Consider the following 15,867-nt stretch of genomic DNA (forward strand, 5'->3'; position numbering starts at 1 on the left):
CCCGCTGTCAGTGCCGCCCCCTATCGTTCACACCATGACGAGCCTGCCGAGTCCCACCACCGAACTCTCCGCCGACGAGGCCCGCCGTATAGCCCTGCGCGCCCAGGGTTTCCTGGGCGCACCGGACCGAAGGTCCGGTGCGCGGGGCGTGCTGCGCCACCTCGGCGCGGTCCAGCTCGACACGATCTCGGTCCTGGCCCGCTCGCACGAACTCATCCCGTACGCACGCCTGGGCGCCGTGGGCCGCGACACCGTCGAGGCGGCGTACTGGACGGGGACGCGCGCCTTCGAGTACTGGTCGCACGCCGCGTGCGTCCTGCCCATCGAGGAGTGGCCGCACTTCGCCTTCCGCCGCCGCGCCTACCGCACCCGCCCGCACTGGCACCACGACCTCCCCGCCGCTGCGTACGAGCAGGTCATCAAGCAGCTGCGCACCGAAGGCCCGCTCACCGCCACCGAGTTGGGCGGCGCGAAGAACAAGGGCGAGTGGTGGGACTGGTCCGAGTCGAAGATCGCGGTCGAGCGGGCGCTGATGTACGGCGAGGTGGTGTGCACGGAGCGCCGCTCCTGGAAGCGGGTGTACGACCTGGCGGAGCGCGCCATTCCGGACGCGCTGCTCCATGACGACCTGGACGACGCGGACTGCCTGCGCCGTCTGGTCCGCCAGGCCGGTGAGGCGCTCGGCGTCGGTACGCGCGCGGACATCGCCGACTACCACCGCCTCAGGGGCGAGCAGTTCGACGCGGTGGTCGCGGATTCGGGTCTGGTGCCGGTGACGGTCCAGGGCTGGGCCAAGCCCGCCTGGGCGGACCCGCGCGCGCTGGAGACGACGCCCCGCGGCCGGCACCGCACTACGCTCCTGTCCCCCTTCGACTCGCTGATCTGGGAACGGGCCCGCACGGAGCGGATCTTCGGCTTCACGCACCGCCTCGAGGCGTACGTGCCCAAGCCCAAGCGGGTCCACGGCTACTTCGCGATGCCGTTGCTCGCGGGCGGCAGGCTCCTCGGCCGGGTCGACCCCGCGCGCGAGGGCAGCACCTTGGTGGCCAGGCAGGTCTCGCTGGACGGCGCGAAGGCGGTCGCCCCGATGGCGCAGGCGCTGCTGGAGGCGGCGTCCTGGGTGGGCTGCGACACCGTACGGGTGGAGCGTGTCGACCGCCCCGAACTGACGGCCGAACTGGTCCGAGCCCTCACCTGATCTCGAGGATCTTCTCCCGCATCGCGTAGACGACGGCCTCCATCCTGGAGTGCAGCTGCAGCTTCTCCAGGATGTTGCGCACGTGGTTCTTCACGGTGTTCTCGGAGATGAACAACTCCTTGGCGATGTCCCGGTTGTTCATCCCGGTGGCGACCAGCTTCAGCACTTCGAGCTCCCGCTCGGTCAGCCGGGGCGCGGGCACCAGCCTGCGCTCGTCGGTGCGCTGGATCATCGACTTGAACTCGGTGAGCAGCTTGGACGCCATCGAGGGGCTGATCTGCGACTGCCCGTCGGCGACCGCCCGGATCGCCGTGGCCACCTCGTCCGTGGAGATCTCCTTCAGGAGATAGCCGGTGGCGCCCGCCTTGATCGCGTCGTAGAGGTCGGCCTCCTCGTCGCTGATCGTCAGCATGATGATCTTGGCGCTGGGGGCCACCTCCTTGATGGAGGTGCACGCCTCGATGCCGCCGCGCTTGGGCATGCGTACGTCCATGAGCACGATGTCGGGGAGCAGATCGGCGGCCTTGTCCACCGCCTCGGCGCCGTCGCCCGCCTCACCCACGACCTGGATGTCCTCCTCGGCGGCGAGGACGATCTCCAGGCCCCGGCGGAAGAGGGCGTGGTCATCCACCACAAGGACCCGGATGGGCTCCTTGCGTGGGGCGCCCGCGTCCGTGCCGATGCCGATGCCGTCGCCGGCACCTTCATGACGCATCGGTCCGAAGCTGTCCGCCATCGTTCCTCCCCCTGAAGGCCGCGGCCTGTTGTGCCTCTGCTGTGCCAACGCCAGGCGACAGCACACCGGTTGACCGGCCCGCCCATGATTTCATGCCCGGCGCCGGTGCGGTGCGCGCACTGGGCGCACGGTGGTGCCCCTGGGGGCGCACAGGCGCTCCAGGGGCACCACCTCGGCTCTCGCGGGGCGGGTCGGGTCAGCCGCCGAGGGCTCCGCCGCCACCGGCCGTCTCGGCCTTGGCGACCATGGGGTCGGTGTTGAGCCTGATCACGCCGTAGTCGTAGGCGTGGCGCCGGTAGACGACGCTCGGTTCCTTGGTCTCGGAGTCGACGAACAAGTAGAAGTCGTGTCCGACCAGCTCCATCTCGTAGAGCGCCTGGTCGAGCGACATGGGGGCCGCGACGTGGGTCTTCTCCCGGACCACGAGGGGGCCTTCGCCCTGGATCTCCAGGGAGCCGATCTTCTTGACCGGCACGCCGTCCGGTTCCTCCTCGCGTACGAGGGAGCCGTCGCCGTTGAGGGTCGCGGCGTCCGGGACCCGCTCGGCGACCTCGGCGGCGGAGAGCCTGCCGTTGCCCCGCCGGTTGTGGCGCTTCTCGTGCTGCTTGCGGAGGCGTGCGTCGAGCTTGGCCGTGGCCAGGTCCAGCGCCGCGTAGGGATCGGCTGCCGAGGCCTCCGCGCGAATCACGGGCCCACGCCCGCGGACGGTGATCTCCACGCGGTCGCAGCGGTCGGCCTGACGCGGGTTGGTTTCCTTGGACACCTCGACGTCGAGGCTGATCACCTTGCCGTCGAGCTTCTGGATCTTGTCCAGCTTCAGCTTCTCGGCCACGTGCTTGCGGAACCGCTCGGGCACCTCGGTCTTGCGGCCCTTGACGACGATGTCCACGCAGAACTCCGTTCCCGGATCGCTCCGCTTCGGCGGCGGAGCATCTCCCTTTTGCACCAGGCCCCGGTGACTCCCGGAGCCTCGGACTCGGTGACTTCCACCTCCTCCTCCCCCGTGGGCGAGATCTCCACCCCCACCGGCCCGGGTGATTCCGAAAAACCCGCAGGTCGGCATTCCGATTTGCCAGGGACGGCGTTCGCCATTCCTCACAACCGAACATATCTCGCCCGGAGGGAAGTCGTCACCCTCTACTGCCGCCTACCTCCATTCAGGTGTATTAGCCCTCTCATCACCTGCAACGATGCAAGTTCTCTGTCAGTTCCGGTTTATTTCGAAGGAATCCGGCGACGCGGCGACAACGGCCGCACCGATGGCGTTCTCGCGGCCCAATACCGGCCTTCCCGCAGCCCCCGTTCCCCGTTCTCGTCGGTTCTCCGGTCGCGCGTTCTCTTCCGTGCGCACGGCACGTAATGCCCGGGCCGCTTCCGCCAGCGAGGCACCGGTGGTCATCAGGTCGTCCACGACCACGACCCGGCCACCACCGAGCATCCTGCCGCCGCCCGCGGTCACCTCGAGGGCGCCCGCCATATTCGCCTGCCGCTGCCCGGTGTCGAGACCCGACTGATCGGCCACCGCACGCCGTTGGCGCAGCACCGCGAGCACCCGCGCCGGGATTCCCGCCCGCCGCAGCTCGGCCGCCGCGGCGAACGCGATCCGCCGCGCCGGGTCGTGCCCGCGCGCCCGCACAGCGGCCCGCGCCGAGGGCACAGGCACGAGCGACAACGGCATCACACGCCCCTGTGGGCCATCCTGTGTGTCGCCTACCCCGGTTCGCACTGACGTATCACCCCGGACCCGGGATTCGTGCCGCAGAGCGGCGCACACGGCCGCGGCCAGCGCCGATCCCAGAGGCCCGGCGAGCCCGAGCGCGCCGCGCTCCTTGTGCGCGAGCAGAACGGCCCGTACGGCATCCTCGTACGGCGCGACGGCGTGCACGACGGGCAGTCCGGACGGCTCGGGCACCGGCCGCACCCGGCGCGGCACGGCCCCGCACAGGGCGCCGCGGCACGCGTCGCAGAGCGCCGTCCGCAGCTCCCCGCAACCGCCGCACTCGGCAGGCAGCACCAGGTCGGTGAGGTCCTGCCACCACCCGCGCATGCCCACCACCCCCGCATGCCCACCACTGTGTCAAGGCCGGGGCGCCGGGGCCAGCCCTGTGGATAACCCCCTGTGGACAACTGGCCACCGCTGCCGGGACGTCCCCGGGCAGCGGGTGCAGCAGGATGGAGAAGACCAGCTCAGCCCGGGTAGACCGGGGCCATCCCTGCCTTCACCACCGTCTGCCACTGCGACCCCGTCGGCAGCCGCACGATCCCGTCGTCCGAGTGCGCCACCAACGGCTGCCGCTCGTCGTCGGACGCCGCGATCTGCTCGACGCCGGTCAGGCCGGGCAGCGCCGTGCCCGGCAGCACCGAGCCGTCGCACTGGACGTACCGGATCTGCTGCACCCCGCCGGTCTCCCGCCCGACCACCACGAGGCGGCTGCCGCCCGCCCACGACATGGCCGTGACCTCCTCCATCTGCGGCGCCGCGGGCGTGGGGTCGAGGACCGAGATCTCCGGCGTCTCCCCCTTGGCGGCGCTCCGCTCGGCCCGGCCGATCCACAGGGACTTCTTGCTCCCCTTCTCCACCAGCAGGGCCACGCGTACGCCGTCGGCCGACACCCGCACCTCCTCGATGCGCCCGTCGAGCCCCGGCACCTCGACCTCGACCGGCGTGCCCCTGCCCTGTTCGAGCCAGAACAGCCGCGGCCGCTTCGGATCGCGGTCGGCGACCCACAGATTGCCCCTGCCGTCCCAACTGGGCGTGGAGAGGCGGTCCTCCTCCGACTTGGCCTTGCTGCGCAGCCGCGCCTTGCCGAGCGCGTCGTCCGAGAGCAGCGATCCCGTGTACAGCGACTTGCCGTCGAGCGACACCCCGGCCGCGCGCTGCTCGTCGCGGGAGACCGCCGCCGAGCGCAGCGGCTGGTCGCCGATGCCGAGGGCGCCCGTCACCGGCTCCGGCTCCACCGTGCTGCCGGAGTTGGCCGACATCCGGACGAGCCGGCGCTTCTTGTCGATGAAGTACTGGTAGTCGGGGCGGTCCGTACTGCGGGGGGCCGCGACGGTCTGCGCCCGGTCCTGGCTCAGGACGCAGAGCATCGAGCCGTTGGAACGCTGCAACGTCACCTGGTCGACCCCCGAGGGCGTCAAGTCCTCGAGGGTGAAGAGCAGTTGCGCGGCCATCTCCTTGCAACTGGTCTGCCCGGCGCCGTCGGACCGGCTGTTCAGCTGTACGGTCAGCCTGTTCTGGTCGTCCAGCGTCAGCGAGCTGTCGGGGTCCTTGAGCGCCGCCCCGGGCGGGAAGCTCGAATGCGCCACCTCGCGCAGCCAGTTCGTCGGCCCCTTGAGCAGCGTCCGCACCGTCTCCGTCAGCGGGTCGATCCGCTGCCGGATGTAGACGGGGTCGGCGACGAGTCCCGTACGGCCGCTCACCCCCGCCCCCGCGGGACCGGCGAAGTAGTACTTGTTGACGGGCCGGTAGATGCGCTGGAAGTCCGATTCGCCGAGCACCACGCCCGTCGGCGGCTTGTCGATGCGCCACTCGTTGCCGCCCGGGCCGCCGTTCTGGCTGAGGTGCACGGACTGGCTGTAGGCGGCGTTCGTGGGGCGGTACGCGTGCTGGTCGTCGACCCGCGCGACCTGCCGGCCCGTCAGCGAGTAGCTGCGGCTGCGGTCACCCTCGTTCCCCGCGTTGCTCGCGTCCGTGTTCGGGCCGTCCGCGAGCACCGTCGTGGACTGCTCGGGATGCCAGGTCCGCGACGCCTTCTTGCTCAGATACTTGCGCGCCATCGCAAACTGTGGATCATCGCTGGTCAGCGCCTCAAGGAAGCCCTGCACGATCTCCATGGCCTTGGCGCCCTCGCGCGGCGGCATGGCGTAGACCCGCACCTGCGACTGCGAGTCCGGGCGCTGCGAGGCGTCGACGGATTTCAGGTTCCCGCTGTCGGGCATCGAGGCGCATCCGGCGAGGAGCGCTCCACAACTGCCCAGCAGCAGTCCGGTACGCAGGGGGCGTCCGCGCCGCCCCGCACGGTGGCCGCGTCCGGCACGGTCAGCGACCACGACTGCTCTCCTCCTCCCGGTCCGGCCCCTGCTGGCCCGGCCCCCTGCCCGATCCCCTGCCCGACTCACCGGCCGGCTCCCCGGGCGTCTCCCCGTCCTCGCCCGGTGGCTCCTCCCCGTCCAGCGGCCTGCGCGGCACGACCCGCGACCCGTTCCCGGGCAGCGCCGTCGGGTCGACCGGCCCGGCCTGCAGGAACCGCGGCGGTATGGGCCCCTTCGCCGGCACGGGCGGCGACCCGCCCTCGGAGTCCGCGGCGGCCGCCTGCGCGGGAACCGTGGCCAGCTTGCTTCCGCCCGCCAGGGGCAGCCCCGCGTCGTTGAGCCCGCGATGCCGCCGCGAGTCCTCCGGCTCCAGCGGTATCGGCGAGCCCCGCAGCGGCTCGTCCGCCGTCCTCGGCAGCGTCAGCCTGAACTGCGAACCACCGCCCGGCTCACCCCATGCCTGCAGCCAGCCGCCGTGCAGCCGCGCGTCCTCCAGGGCGATGGAGAGCCCGAGCCCCGTACCGCCGGTGGTACGCGCGCGTGCCGGGTCCGCCCGCCAGAAGCGGCTGAACACCCGGGTCGCCTCGCCCGGCTTGAGGCCCACGCCGTAGTCACGTACGGCCACGGCGACCGCGCCGCCCGCGGCGGCGAGCCGCACCACGACGTCCTTGCCCTCGCCGTGCTCCACGGCGTTGACGACGAGGTTGCGCAGCACCCGCTCCACCCGGCGGGCGTCGGCCTCGGCGACCACGGGCTGCTCGTCCCCGACCACCCGTATGTGCGTGCCCTTGCGTTCGGCGAGCATCTCGGCGCCGCCGACGGCCCTGCGTACGACCTCACGGAGGTCGATCGCCTCCGCCTCCAGGGCGGCCGCCCCCGCGTCGAACCGGCTGATCTCAAGGAGATCGGCGAGCAGCGACTCGAACCGGTCCAGCTGGTCGGCGAGCAGCTCGGCCGACCGCGCGGTCACCGGGTCGAAGTCCACGCGCGCCTCGTGGATGACATCGGCGGCCATCCGTACCGTCGTCAACGGCGTACGCAGCTCGTGCGAGACGTCGGACACGAACCGCCGCTGCATCCGCGACAGCTCCTCCAGCTGCTGGATCTTCAGCTGCAAATTCTGCGCCATCTTGTTGAAGGCCTCACCGAGGCGAGCGATGTCGTCCTCCCCGGTGACCTTCATACGTTCCTGAAGGCGCCCGGCGGACAGCCGCTCGGCGATGCCCGCGGCCATCCGTACGGGTGTGACGACCTGGCGCACCACCAGCCAGGCGATGGCCCCGAGGAGCACCACGACGAAGAGCCCCGCGGTCGCGAGCGTCGTCCTGACGAGGTTCAGCGACTCCTCCTCCTGCGTCAGCGGGAAGAGGTAGTACAGCTGGTACGGGTCGCCGTTGAGGTCGTTGAGCCGCTTGCCGATCACCAGCGCGGACTGCGGCTCGCGGCCGTCGTCGTACACCACGCGGGTATTGGCCTGGTAGACGCCCGTGCCGTTGTCGACCTGGCGGCGCAGCTCCTCGGGGACACTCAGGATCGGCTCGACGCGGCCCGAGGCCCGCGATCCGCGCACGCTTCCTGAGTCGCCCGCGGAGGTGGGGCTCAGCGTCACCACCGCGAACGCGTTCTGGCCACCGCTTGAGAGCTGCTCGACGAGGTCGGACATCCACTTGGCGGCGTTGCGCCCGTCGGCCGCGCTGCCGTCCTGGCCCTGCCCCTGACCGGTGCTCAGGCGCGCCGCGTTGACACTGTCCTGCGCGGCCCGGAAACCGCCGTCGGCCTGGCTCTGGGAGGCCTTCACCTTGGCCTTGAGCAGGCCGTTGTTGACCGAACTCATGACGGCGAAGCCGAGCATGAGGACCACCCCGAGCGACATCAGCAGGGTGGTGGCGACGACCTTCAGCTGGATGTTGCGCCGCCACAGCCGCAACGCGGGCAGCAGCGGACGGCGCACCCAGCGCACGAAGAGCCGCAGCACGGGGCTGCCCTGCACCCCGTCCTGCAGCAGCAGCCCGCCGTCGACGAGCCGCGCGAACCGGGACGCGCCGCGTGCCGGTCCAGTCCGCCCCGAGCGGCCCCTCGGACTCCCGGGCGCCGGGGAGGAACTGTCCCGGGACACGTCAGCTCGGTCCGGCCTTGTAACCGACACCACGGACGGTCACCACGATCTCGGGCCGCTCGGGGTCCCGCTCGACCTTGGAGCGCAGCCGCTGGACGTGCACGTTCACCAGGCGGGTGTCCGCCGCGTGCCGGTAGCCCCAGACCTGCTCGAGCAGTACCTCACGCGTGAACACCTGCCACGGCTTGCGCGCCAGCGCCACAAGCAGGTCGAACTCCAGCGGCGTCAGCGCGATCGACTGCCCGTCCCGCTTCACGGAGTGACCGGCCACATCGATGACCAGGTCACCTATGGCGAGCTGCTCCGGCGCGGGCTCCTCCGACCTCCGCAGCCGCGCCCGGATCCGGGCCACGAGCTCCTTCGGCTTGAACGGCTTGACGATGTAGTCATCAGCCCCCGACTCCAGACCGACCACCACATCAACGGTGTCGCTCTTCGCCGTGAGCATGACGATCGGCACTCCGGACTCCGCCCTGATCAGACGGCACACCTCGATCCCGTCACGGCCCGGCAGCATCAAATCGAGCAGCACAAGATCAGGCTTGGCCTCCCGGAAAGCGGCCAGCGCCTTGTCGCCATCAGCTACGAACGACGGCTCAAAACCTTCACCACGCAGCACAATCCCGAGCATCTCGGCCAGTGCGGTGTCGTCGTCGACGACAAGGACTCGTCCCTTCATGCCTGACATCATCCCATTAGCTAATCGTTACCTGGCGTGACCTGGCACACAGCTCGGCAAGGCCCTCTGCTGTCACAGGTGACAGAACGCCCTCTTCCGTGACGATCGCCGTCACCAACTCGGGCGGCGTCACGTCGAATGCGGGGTTGTACGCCTGGGTCCCCAGGGGTGCCACCGGAATACCGCCTCCCGCTTCCATCCCGGCCACCGGCACGAACGGCGCCGTGACCTCCGTCACTTCATGACCGCCTCGCTGCTCGATCTCGATGGCCGCTCCGTCCGGCGTCCTCGGGTCAACGGTCGTCACCGGCGCCACCACGATGAACGGCACGTGGTGATAGCGCGCCAGCACAGCGAGCGGATAGCTCCCCACCTTGTTCGCCACCGAACCGTCGGCCGCGATGCGATCGGCGCCGATCAGCACCGCGTCCACCTCACCGGCCGCGAACAGCGAACCCGCCGCGTTGTCCGTGAGCAAGGTGTACGCCATCCCGTTCCGCGCCGCCTCGTACGCGGTGAGCCTCGCCCCCTGCAGCAGCGGCCTCGTCTCGTCCACCCACAGTCTGCGCAGGCTCCCCTCCCGGTGCGCCTTGAGCGCCACCGCGAACGCCGTGCCCTCCCCTCCGGAGACCAGTGCCCCCGTGTTGCAGTGCGTCAGGATCCGGTGCCCGCCGCCGGGCAGCATCTCGTCGAGCAGCGCCAGGCCGTGGGCGGCCATGCGGCGGCTGGCCGCCGCGTCCTCGGCGTGCAGGGCCCGCGCGGCGTCGAGCGCGGCGGCGGCGGCCTGCGCGGCCTCGGCGCCTTCCGCCACGGCGGCGCGATGCGCGGCCTGGGCGCGGCGCGCTCCGTAGGCGAGATTGACGGCGGTGGGCCGCGCCCCGGCCAAGGCGTCCGCCGCCGCGTCCACGTCGAAGCCGCGGGCGGCGGCGAGCGCGACCCCGTAGGCCCCCGCGATGCCCAGCAGCGGCGCCCCTCGCACCGCGAGTGTCCGGATCGCCTCCACCAGGGCCGGTGGGTCGGTGCAGACCAGCTCGATCTCCTCGCCCGGCAGCCTGGTCTGGTCGAGCAGGACCAGCACAGGGCCCTCGGGTGGGTCGTCCCATCGGATAGCGGGAACCGTCGGTATCCCGGTCGGCCGGTTGTCCTCGCTGGATTGCGCGTACTGATCAGCCATCCGCCCAGTCTGCCCCGTACTCCGCGGACAATTGAAGGTGTACAGCCGCTACGGCACCCGGTCACCTCGCGGGGACAGCGTGACACGATGGCCGTCAACCTGCCGCCGCACCCGCGGACGGGCACCTTGAAGGAGCGACGATGAACGACACTCCGGGCTGGGCCTCGCCCGGATCTGCCCCCTCCGACGGACAAAACTCCGCCGGACAGGACCCCGGCACGCCGGGCGCCGCCGGGCCCGCGGACGCCGGCCCGCAGGACGGCCCGCAGGACGGCCCGTCCAAGTGGTCGAAGGAGCAGCCGCCGCGCGCCCAGTGGTCCCCGCCCAGCACTCCCGGCCCGGGTCAGGCACCGCCTCCGCCGCCCCCTCCGCCCGGTCAGGGCGGCGGCTGGGGCTGGGGCGGCCCACCACCGGGCGGCCCCGGCGCTCCAGGAGGCCCTGGAGGTCCCGGAGGCCCCGGAGGCCCCGGGGGCTACCGGGGCTGGGGAGCCTGGCAGGGGCCCCCGCCCGCGGCCAAGCCCGGCGTCATCCCGCTCCGCCCGCTCGGCGTCGGCGAGATCCTCGACGGCGCGGTGTCGACCATGCGCGCCCACTGGCGCACGGTCCTCGGCATCTCCCTGACCGTGGCCGTGGTCACGGAGATCCTCGTCGTCCTCCTCCAGGGACTCGTCCTCAACGAGTCCGTCGACTCCGAAGCCCTCGACGACCCGAGCGCGACCGTCGGTGAACTGACCCGCGCCATGGGCGACACGCTGCTGAGCTCCGGAGTGGTCCTCGTGATCACCCTGCTCGGCACCATCGTCGCGACCGCCCTCCTCACCATGGTCACCAGCCGCGCCGTGCTCGGTAAGCCGGTGACCACCGCGGAAGCCTGGCGCGACTCCCGCCCCCAGCTGGCCAAGCTGTTCGGCCTGACGCTGCTCATTCCGCTCATCGGCGCGGCGATCGTCCTCGTCGGCATCCTGCCCGGCCTGCTGATCTCGCTGGCAGGACCGTCCGACGCCGGAGCCGCCCTCGCCGTACTGGGCGGCCTCGGCGCGGGCGTCGTCGCCATCTGGACCGTGGTCCGCCTCTCGCTCTCCTCCCCGGCACTCATGCTGGAGAAGCAGGGCATCAAGAAGTCCCTGAACCGCTCCGCCAAGCTGGTCCACGGCTCCTGGTGGCGGGTCTTCGGCATCCAGCTGCTCGCCGCGATCATCGCCAACGTCGTGGCGTCGATCATCGTCATCCCGTTCACGTTCATCGCCGGCGCGGTCAGCGGCGAGGGCGTCACCGGCTTCCTCGACAGCACCGGCGAACTGGGCTGGACCTTCCTGATCGTCAGCGGCATCGGCTCGGTCATCGGCTCCATGCTGACGTTCCCGATCACGGCCGGCGTCACCGTGCTCCTCTACATCGACCAGCGCATCCGCCGCGAGGCCCTCGACCTCGAACTCACCCGCGCCGCAGGCGTCCCCGGCCACGGCCCCACCCCGCCCGGCACGCCGGGGAGCTGATGCGGTGACCGCGGCGGGGGCAGTACACAGAGCGGCAGGGGCAGCACTCGGGGAGTTCGGAGCGGCGCCGCTCCTGCCGCGCACCGGCGACGACCCACCGGTGACCATTTCGCGCGACCCCGCGCGGGAGGCCGCCGAACGCGAACTGTCCAAGCCGATGTACCACGAGAACGACCCCAGCCTCCTCCAGCGCGCCCTGAACCGCTTCTGGGGCTGGGTCGACGACCTGTTCTCCGCCGCCTCGGGGGTCACCCCGGGCGGCGGACTCGGGCTCCTGGTCATCCTGATCGCAGTCGTGCTCGTGGCCCTCGCCCTCTGGTGGCGCCTGGGCACCCCGCGCCGCGCCGCCGCCTCCGCTCCCGCCCTCTTCGACGACCGCCCCCGCAGCGCCGCCGAACACCGCGCCGCCTCCGAGGCGCACGCCGCCCGGGCCCACTGGAACCAGGCCGTGCAGGAACGCATGCGCGCGGTCGTCCGCGCCCTCGAGGAGCGCGCGCTCCTCGACCCCCGTCCCGGCCGCACCGCCGACGAAGCCGCGGCCGAGGCCGGCCGCACCCTTCCCGCCCACGCCGACCGGCTCCGCTCCGCCGCCCACGAGTTCGACGACGTGACGTACGGCGGCCGCACCGCGGACGAAGCGGCATACCTCCGCCTTGCCGGTCTCGACCGCGACCTGGAACACACCAAGCCGGTCCTGACCAGCACCGCCCCCGCCACGCCGAGCAGCAGCTCCCAGGGGGACGCCGCATGACCGGCCCCGCCCCCGCCACGCAGCCGCCCCGGCCCTCCGCCCCCGGCCCCACCCCACAGCCGCCCCGGTCCGCCGCGCCCCCGGCCGCCTCGACGTCGATCACCCCCACGCCCCGCCAGCTCTGGACCCGCTCCCGAGGCATCGCCCTCGCCCTGGTCGTCCTCCTCGCGGCGGCCGTCGCCATGGCCGCGGCCCGCTCCGGCGCCCAGCACGGGCGGCTCGACCCGCGCTCCGCGGACGCCCACGGCAGCCGGGCCGTCGCCGAACTCCTCACCGACCGGAGCGTGTCCACCCGCGTGGTCACCACCACCGAAGAGGCCAGGTCCGCGGCCCGCCCCGACACGACCCTCCTGGTGGCCGACCCCGACCTGCTCACCGGAGGCCAGCGCTCCCGTCTCCACACGGCCACCGAGAACTCCGGCGGCCGCACCGTCCTCGTCGCCCCCGGCACCACCTCGGTCGAGGACCTCGCCCCAGGGGTCACCGCAGACCCCACGACCAGCGCCGACTCCACGCTCTCCCCCGGCTGCTCCCTCCCGGCGGCCCGCCGCGCAGGCACCGCCGACATGGGCGGCATCCGCTACGACACCCTCGCTCCCGACGCCGAGTCCTGCTACCTCAGCGACGGCCTCCCCAGCCTTCTGCATCTCCCCGCCCCCCGCGGAAAGGGCGACACCGTCGTCCTCGGCGCCCCCGACATCCTCTACAACGACCGCCTCGACGAGCAGGGCAACGCCTCACTCGCCCTCCAACTCCTGGGCTCCCGCCCCCACCTGGTCTGGTACCTCCCCTCGCTCTCCGACGACGGGGCCGCCACCGACTCCGAACGCCGCAGCTTCTTCGACCTGATCCCCTCGGGCTGGCGCTGGGCCACCCTGCAACTCACCGTCGCCGCCGCACTCGCCGCCCTGTGGCGCGCCCGCCGCCTCGGCCCCCTCGTCGCCGAACGCCTCCCCGTCGCCATCCGCGCCTCCGAGACCGCGGAAGGCCGCGCCCGCCTCTACGGCAAGGCCAACGCCCGCGACCGCGCCGCCACGGCCCTGCGCACCGCGACACGCACCCGCCTCGCCTCCCTCGTCGGCGTCTCCCCCACCCGGGCCCACACGCCCGAGACCCTGCTCCCCGCCCTCACTTCCCGTCTCCACACCCCCGGCCAGGACCCGCACCACATCCTCTTCGGGCCGCCACCCGGCAACGACGCAGCACTCATCGCCCTCGCCGACCAACTCGACGCCCTCGAAAGAGAGGTACGCCACTCATGATGGACCCGACCACTGACAACGGGCCCACCGAAGATCCCCGCGACGCACGCGCTTCCCTCGAAGCACTGCGCGCCGAGATCTCCAAGGCCGTGGTCGGCCAGGACCCCGCCGTCACCGGCCTCGTCGTCGCCCTCCTCTGCCGCGGCCACGTCCTGCTGGAAGGCGTGCCCGGCGTCGCCAAGACGCTGCTCGTCCGCGCGCTCGCCGCGAGCCTCGAACTCGACACCAAGCGAGTCCAGTTCACCCCCGACCTGATGCCGAGCGATGTCACGGGCTCCCTCGTCTACGACGCCCGCACCACCGAGTTCTCCTTCCAGCCCGGCCCGGTCTTCACCAACCTCCTCCTGGCCGACGAAATCAACCGGACCCCACCCAAGACCCAGTCCTCGCTCCTCGAAGCGATGGAAGAACGCCAGGTCACCGTCGACGGCACCCCCCGCCCACTCCCCGAGCCCTTCCTCGTCGCCGCGACCCAGAATCCCGTCGAGTACGAGGGCACGTACCCCCTCCCCGAAGCCCAACTCGACCGCTTCCTGCTCAAACTGACGGTCCCTCTGCCCTCCCGCCAGGACGAGATCGACGTCCTCACCCGGCACGCGGACGGCTTCAACCCCCGCGACCTGCGCGCCGCCGGGGTACGCCCCGCGGCGGGACCGGCGGACCTCGAAGCGGCCAGGACCGCCGTCGCCAAGACCTCCGTCTCCCCCGAGATCACCGCGTACGTGGTGGACGTGTGCCGCGCCACCCGCGAGTCGCCGTCCCTCACCCTCGGAGTCTCCCCGCGCGGCGCCACGGCCCTGCTCTCCACGGCCCGCGCCTGGGCCTGGCTCACCGGCCGCGACTACGTCATCCCCGACGACGTCAAAGCCCTGGCCCTGCCCACCCTCCGCCACCGGATCCAGCTCCGCCCTGAGGCCGAGATGGAGGGCGTCACCGCCGACTCCGTCATCACCTCGATCCTCGCCCACGTCCCGGTCCCCCGCTGATGGCCCTCACCGGACGCACCGCCCTCCTGGCGGCTCTCGGCAGCCTTCCGGTCGGCTTCTGGGACCCCGGCTGGACCGGCATCCTCGCCGTCAACACCCCTCTGGCACTGGCCTGCGCCTGCGACTTCGCCCTGGCCGCTCCGGTACACCGCCTCGGCCTGACCCGCACCGGCGACACCTCCGTACGCCTGGGCGAGAGCGCCGACGTCGAGCTCACCCTCACCAACCCCTCCGGCCGCCCGCTGCGCGCGGAACTCCGCGACGCCTGGCCGCCGAGCAGCTGGCAGCCCGGCACGGAGATCACCGCGTCCCGCCAGCGCCTCACCGTCCCGGCCGGCGAGCGCCGCCGCCTGACGACGCGCCTGCGCCCCACCCGCCGGGGCGACCACCAGGCGGACCGCGTCACCATCCGCTCGTACGGCCCGCTCGGCCTCTTCACCCGCCAAGGCAGCCACAAGGCCCCGTGGACCCTGCGCGTCCTGCCGCCCTTCGCCAGCCGGAAGCACCTCCCCTCCAAGCTGGCCCGCCTGCGCGAACTCGACGGCCGCACCAGCGTGCTCATCCGGGGCCAGGGCACCGAGTTCGACAGCCTCCGCGACTACGTTCCCGGGGACGACACCCGCTCCATCGACTGGCGCGCCACCGCCCGCCGGTCCAGCGTCGCGGTCCGCACCTGGCGCCCGGAGCGCGATCGGCACATCCTGCTGGTCCTCGACACCGGCCGCACCTCTGCGGGCCGCGTCGGCGACGCCCCGCGCCTCGATGCCTCCATGGACGCCGCCCTGCTCCTCGCCGCCCTGGCCTCCCGCGCCGGCGACCGCGTGGATCTCCTGGCCTACGACCGTCGGGTACGCGCCCTGGTGCAGGGCCGATCGGCAGGCGACGTCCTCCCCTCCGTGGTCAACGCGCTGGCCACCGTGGAGCCGGAACTCGTCGAGACCGACGCCCGAGGCCTGACCTCGACGGCTCTGCGAACCGCCCCGCGCAGCGCACTGATCGTGCTGCTCACAAGCCTGGACACGGCCCCCATCGAAGAGGGCCTCCTTCCCCTGCTCCCCCGCCTGACCAAACGCCACAAGGTCCTGGTCGCATCGGTGGCCGACCCTCATATCGAGAAAATGGCAGCTTCCCGCGGAACAGCGGAAGCGGTCTACGACGCGGCGGCAGCCGCCCAATCGCAGTCGGAACGCCACCGCACTGCGGAACAACTCAAACGCCGCGGCGTCACCGTCGTGGACGCGACCCCCGACAACCTCGCCCCCGCCTTGGCGGACGCATACCTTTCCCTCAAGGCCGCCGGCCGCCTCTGACCCGCAGCGGCCGGGAGCCGTGAACGCAAAAAAGCCGTGGGGCCCCCACCAGATGTGGGGGCCCCGGGGGTAAGAAATAAAGGTGGGCGGCGAGCGAAACAACCACCGGGTGCCCCCACCCGGA

13 protein-coding genes are annotated in these 15,867 nt (G+C 72.2%); 6 read left to right on the forward strand and 7 right to left on the reverse strand.

What is annotated here, in order from left to right; translation table 11 throughout:
• Positions 1–34: 34 nt before the first annotated feature.
• Entirely contained in the window at positions 35–1,198 is a 1,164-nt protein-coding gene (locus ACFVYR_RS27945; RefSeq protein WP_384255111.1) for a winged helix-turn-helix domain-containing protein, read from the forward strand.
• Here the strand turns inward: ACFVYR_RS27945 and ACFVYR_RS27950 are convergent.
• From ACFVYR_RS27950 to mtnA, 7 genes are all read right to left on the reverse strand, one after another.
• Positions 1,191–1,934 (reverse strand): response regulator, encoded by a 744-nt coding sequence (locus tag ACFVYR_RS27950; protein WP_384255114.1) that lies wholly within the window; start codon positions 1,932–1,934, stop codon positions 1,191–1,193. The genes ACFVYR_RS27945 and ACFVYR_RS27950 overlap by 8 nt on opposite strands.
• Before the next feature lie 196 nt (positions 1,935–2,130).
• Entirely contained in the window at positions 2,131–2,823 is a 693-nt protein-coding gene (gene hpf, locus ACFVYR_RS27955) for a ribosome hibernation-promoting factor, HPF/YfiA family (RefSeq protein ID WP_384255116.1), read from the reverse strand.
• 315 nt (positions 2,824–3,138) lie between these two features.
• Positions 3,139–3,981 (reverse strand): ComF family protein, encoded by an 843-nt coding sequence (locus ACFVYR_RS27960; protein WP_384255118.1) that lies wholly within the window; start codon positions 3,979–3,981, stop codon positions 3,139–3,141.
• 140 nt (positions 3,982–4,121) lie between these two features.
• Complete coding sequence (locus ACFVYR_RS27965; RefSeq protein WP_384255144.1) at positions 4,122–5,876, reverse strand: LpqB family beta-propeller domain-containing protein; 1,755 nt, start codon at positions 5,874–5,876, stop codon at positions 4,122–4,124.
• Positions 5,877–5,976: 100 nt separating this feature from the next.
• Positions 5,977–8,085, reverse strand: a complete 2,109-nt coding sequence (gene mtrB, locus ACFVYR_RS27970) for an MtrAB system histidine kinase MtrB (RefSeq protein ID WP_384255120.1) — start codon at positions 8,083–8,085, stop codon at positions 5,977–5,979.
• Position 8,086: 1 nt separating this feature from the next.
• A complete protein-coding gene (gene mtrA / locus ACFVYR_RS27975) occupies positions 8,087–8,776 on the reverse strand; it encodes a two-component system response regulator MtrA (RefSeq protein WP_189176211.1) in 690 nt (229 codons plus the stop codon).
• A gap of 4 nt (positions 8,777–8,780) precedes the next feature.
• On the reverse strand, positions 8,781–9,938 hold the full coding sequence (gene mtnA / locus ACFVYR_RS27980) for an S-methyl-5-thioribose-1-phosphate isomerase (RefSeq protein ID WP_384255124.1): 1,158 nt from the start codon (positions 9,936–9,938) through the stop codon (positions 8,781–8,783).
• 140 nt (positions 9,939–10,078) lie between these two features.
• Here mtnA and ACFVYR_RS27985 point away from each other — a divergent pair, with 140 nt between their 5' ends.
• Genes ACFVYR_RS27985 through ACFVYR_RS28005 form a run of 5 tightly spaced genes read left to right on the forward strand, consistent with a single transcriptional unit; the run spans position 10,079 to position 15,743 of the window.
• Positions 10,079–11,434 carry a hypothetical protein gene (locus ACFVYR_RS27985; protein WP_384255127.1) on the forward strand — a complete coding sequence of 452 codons (1,356 nt, stop codon included), beginning with the start codon at positions 10,079–10,081 and terminating at the stop codon, positions 11,432–11,434.
• A gap of 4 nt (positions 11,435–11,438) precedes the next feature.
• Complete coding sequence (locus ACFVYR_RS27990) at positions 11,439–12,185, forward strand: DUF4129 domain-containing protein (RefSeq protein WP_384255129.1); 747 nt, start codon at positions 11,439–11,441, stop codon at positions 12,183–12,185.
• Complete coding sequence (locus tag ACFVYR_RS27995) at positions 12,182–13,447, forward strand: DUF4350 domain-containing protein (RefSeq protein ID WP_384255131.1); 1,266 nt, start codon at positions 12,182–12,184, stop codon at positions 13,445–13,447. Before ACFVYR_RS27990 ends, ACFVYR_RS27995 begins: the two co-directional genes overlap by 4 nt.
• Positions 13,447–14,433 carry an AAA family ATPase gene (locus tag ACFVYR_RS28000; protein ID WP_384255134.1) on the forward strand — a complete coding sequence of 329 codons (987 nt, stop codon included), beginning with the start codon at positions 13,447–13,449 and terminating at the stop codon, positions 14,431–14,433. Before ACFVYR_RS27995 ends, ACFVYR_RS28000 begins: the two co-directional genes overlap by 1 nt.
• Positions 14,433–15,743 carry a DUF58 domain-containing protein gene (locus tag ACFVYR_RS28005; protein ID WP_384255136.1) on the forward strand — a complete coding sequence of 437 codons (1,311 nt, stop codon included), beginning with the start codon at positions 14,433–14,435 and terminating at the stop codon, positions 15,741–15,743. Before ACFVYR_RS28000 ends, ACFVYR_RS28005 begins: the two co-directional genes overlap by 1 nt.
• Positions 15,744–15,867 lie beyond the last annotated feature (124 nt).

The sequence above is a fragment of the Streptomyces sp. NPDC058284 genome, from assembly GCF_042881135.1.
Taxonomy (GTDB): domain Bacteria; phylum Actinomycetota; class Actinomycetes; order Streptomycetales; family Streptomycetaceae; genus Streptomyces.

Excerpts from the sequence above, each read along its gene's own strand:
- ACFVYR_RS27945 (WP_384255111.1), top strand. The coding sequence starts at position 35 with ATGACGAGCCTGCCGAGTCCCACCACCGAACTCTCCGCCGACGAGGCC.
- ACFVYR_RS27950 (WP_384255114.1), bottom strand. The coding sequence starts at position 1,934 with ATGGCGGACAGCTTCGGACCGATGCGTCATGAAGGTGCCGGCGACGGC.
- ACFVYR_RS27960 (WP_384255118.1), bottom strand. The coding sequence starts at position 3,981 with ATGCGCGGGTGGTGGCAGGACCTCACCGACCTGGTGCTGCCTGCCGAG.
- ACFVYR_RS27965 (WP_384255144.1), bottom strand. The coding sequence starts at position 5,876 with ATGCCCGACAGCGGGAACCTGAAATCCGTCGACGCCTCGCAGCGCCCG.
- mtrA (WP_189176211.1), bottom strand. The coding sequence starts at position 8,776 with ATGATGTCAGGCATGAAGGGACGAGTCCTTGTCGTCGACGACGACACC.
- mtnA (WP_384255124.1), bottom strand. The coding sequence starts at position 9,938 with ATGGCTGATCAGTACGCGCAATCCAGCGAGGACAACCGGCCGACCGGG.
- ACFVYR_RS27985 (WP_384255127.1), top strand. The coding sequence starts at position 10,079 with ATGAACGACACTCCGGGCTGGGCCTCGCCCGGATCTGCCCCCTCCGAC.
- ACFVYR_RS27995 (WP_384255131.1), top strand. The coding sequence starts at position 12,182 with ATGACCGGCCCCGCCCCCGCCACGCAGCCGCCCCGGCCCTCCGCCCCC.
- ACFVYR_RS28000 (WP_384255134.1), top strand. The coding sequence starts at position 13,447 with ATGGACCCGACCACTGACAACGGGCCCACCGAAGATCCCCGCGACGCA.
- ACFVYR_RS28005 (WP_384255136.1), top strand. The coding sequence starts at position 14,433 with ATGGCCCTCACCGGACGCACCGCCCTCCTGGCGGCTCTCGGCAGCCTT.